2 protein-coding genes and 2 pseudogenes are annotated in these 2,540 nt (G+C 65.4%); 3 read left to right on the forward strand and 1 reads right to left on the reverse strand.

Going from position 1 to position 2,540, the window contains the following annotated elements; all coding sequences use genetic code 11:
- Together VNS22_RS16990 and VNS22_RS16995 are read left to right on the forward strand one after the other, a co-directional pair.
- Window positions 1-193, forward strand: a pseudogene (locus tag VNS22_RS16990) (IS481 family transposase); the annotation flags it as partial.
- Between the two features lie 119 nt (window positions 194-312).
- Complete coding sequence (locus VNS22_RS16995; protein ID WP_325734481.1) at window positions 313-1,068, forward strand: DUF1194 domain-containing protein; 756 nt, start codon at window positions 313-315, stop codon at window positions 1,066-1,068.
- 62 nt (window positions 1,069-1,130) lie between these two features.
- On the opposite strand, the gene VNS22_RS17000 is transcribed toward VNS22_RS16995, so the two are convergent.
- A complete protein-coding gene (locus VNS22_RS17000; protein WP_325734483.1) occupies window positions 1,131-1,274 on the reverse strand; it encodes a hypothetical protein in 144 nt (47 codons plus the stop codon).
- A 421-nt stretch (window positions 1,275-1,695) separates the two neighbouring features.
- Here VNS22_RS17000 and VNS22_RS17005 point away from each other — a divergent pair.
- Window positions 1,696-2,540 (forward strand): annotated as a pseudogene (locus tag VNS22_RS17005) (site-specific integrase); the annotation flags it as partial.

A 2,540-nucleotide genomic window follows, 5' to 3' on the forward strand; every position in this document is an offset into this window, starting at 1 on the left:
CCGCTATCACTACGGCAGCCATGAAGAGCTCCGGCACCACCTGCAGCTCTTCCTCGACGCCTACAACCACGCAAGGCGCCTGAAGACCCTGCGCGGCCTCACCCCCTACGAGTTCATCTGCAAAGCCTGGACGGAACAGCCGTCCAGATTCATTGCCGATCCGACCCACTACACCCTGGGACCAAACATCTAGGCGGGCGAGGCAGGGCCGCGCGCTCTGGCGGGGAGGCAGGGCATCCTCTAACCTCGTCCTTGCCCCACCGGCAGCCCGAGCGCCGCAGCGGCGGGCAGAACCGGGGAGCATCAACAGCCATGCGCATCCTCCTCCTGCCCGCTCTCCTGGCTCTGCCGCTGGCGGCACGGGCGGCGGAGCCCGTGGACCTTGCCCTCGTCCTGCTGGCCGACACCTCGACCAGCATCGACCAGTCCGAGTTCGAGCTGCAGAAGGCGGGCTACGCCCAGGCCTTCGCCGAACCGGCCGTGGTGGACCGCATCCTGGGCGGCCCGACCGGTGCCGCCGCCATTGCCTACGTGGAGTTCGCCGGCCGCGGCGAGGCGAGCACGGTCATCGACTGGACGGTGGTGCGCAGTGCCGAGGAGGTGCTGGCGCTCGGGCGGCTGATCGCGCTGGCCCCCCGCTCCTACAGCGGCGACACCTCGATCAGCACGGGCATCCGGCACGCCACCCAGCTCCTGGCCTCGGCCCCGGTCGAGGCCGCGCGGCAGGTGATCGACGTCTCGGCCGATGGCCGCGATCCCTCCGACGGCGCCATCACCAAGGCGCGCGACGCAGCCCTGGCCGCCGGCATCACCGTCAACGGGCTCGCCATCATCGACGACCGCCCGATCGGCACGATCGACGGCCGGCTGACCTATACGACCTGGGAGCCCTCGGGCCCGCTGACGGATTATTTCGACCGCTTCGTCATCGGCGGCCCCGGCAGCTTCGTGGTCGAGGCGCGCGACTTCTCCCAGTTCGGCGAGGCGCTCACGCGCAAGCTGATTGTGGAGATCTCGGGCACTCTGCCCCCGCCGCGGCGCCTGCCGGCGGAGCACGCGGAGGGCTGAGCTTCCGGCAGGTGCTGTGGGAGGTCGCCGGCCCGGGACGAAACCTGGGCCGGCGGATGCCCTCACTGCTGCGGCTCGACCTGCAGGCGGTGCAGGCTGGCGCGTCCCGTGTCGGGCAGGATGGTCAGTGCTGTCGGACCGGGCGGCACAGCCACGAAGCTCAGGAGATGCGCCGGATCGTGGAGGACCTGCTGCGGTGGCAGCACCAGTGACTCACCGATCCTGGGGAGAATGAACCCCGATGTAACCGGGCATCATGCGCCTGTCCGAAAGACAGTCGGGCACGCGATGCTGGTCAGCCGATATGAGAGGGCAAGCATCCGTGCGACCTCGTCCACCCGCATCTGGCATGTTCCAGACACATGTACGAGACACTAGCGGGACATGAGAGGCAGCCGACCAGAGCGGCTGACGCCTGAACCATTGGAATGGTTGGCGTCCCCAAGGGGACTCGAACCCCTGTTTGCGCCGTGAGAGAGAGCAAAAGTATCCAAATCTACCTCGGCGAGCGTCCGCTATCGTCCGCGCAACTCCGCAATTACCTGAAGTTCCTTAGGAACCTGTCCTCGATTGTCCGTGCGCATCCGGGAGCGTACACTTCCGAAGTGTTCACTACTGGAGGCGCTAATGCCAAAGCCTGTTCCGCTGAGCAGAATCCAGAGTAAGACTGAGCGGGCGAAGCTTGAGACAGCGCATGAGCCATGGTGGTTCGGCATCGCGCCGGGACAGCATCTTGGCTATCGGCGGATCAAGGGAACTGGCTACGGCACCTGGTATGCTCGGTGGCGGCCGACAGGCAGTGGCAAAGTATCGTACCACAAGACCACACTCGGCTATGCGGATGACCAGCGTGAGGCCAACGGCGTTGACGTTCTGAGCTTTTCCCAAGCCAGAGAAGCAGCGGTGCGCTGGTGGGATCAGCAAGTCCGGCGTGCGGCCGGATTGGATGAATATTCTCCTCCTGCGCTCCGCACCGTCAATGACGCAATGGACGACTATCTGGAGTGGTTCCGGCGGGAGCGAAAGAGCATCAAGCAAACGGAGCGAGCGATCGACCGGCATATTCGTTCATCGCTCGGCACTGAGGAGTTGAGCCGGCTCACTGCTACCCGACTTCGAGCTTGGCATGCCGCTCTGGCAGAAGCCCCTGCCCTCGGCCGTCAGGGAAGACCTAAAGCGATCGCCAAAGGTCACGATCCGGATGAGGTGAAGCGCAAGCGGCGCTCAAGTGCAAACCGCGTCCTAACGATCCTGAAGGCCGCTCTTGCGCATGTGCACCAAGAACACGAGGTGGGCGTCCCTACCTCTTGGAAGCGGGTTCAACCGTTCAGAGGTGCTGATGCTGCGCGGCTCCGCTACCTGTCGCGTGACGAAGTCATCAGGCTGCTTAACGCGTGCCCACCAGATTTCCGGTGGCTAGTGCGTGCAGCAGTAGAGACTGGGTGCCGTTTTGGTGAGCTCGCACGCGCCCG

The sequence above is a fragment of the Geminicoccus sp. genome (assembly GCF_035556675.1).
In the GTDB taxonomy this organism is placed as follows: domain Bacteria; phylum Pseudomonadota; class Alphaproteobacteria; order Geminicoccales; family Geminicoccaceae; genus Geminicoccus.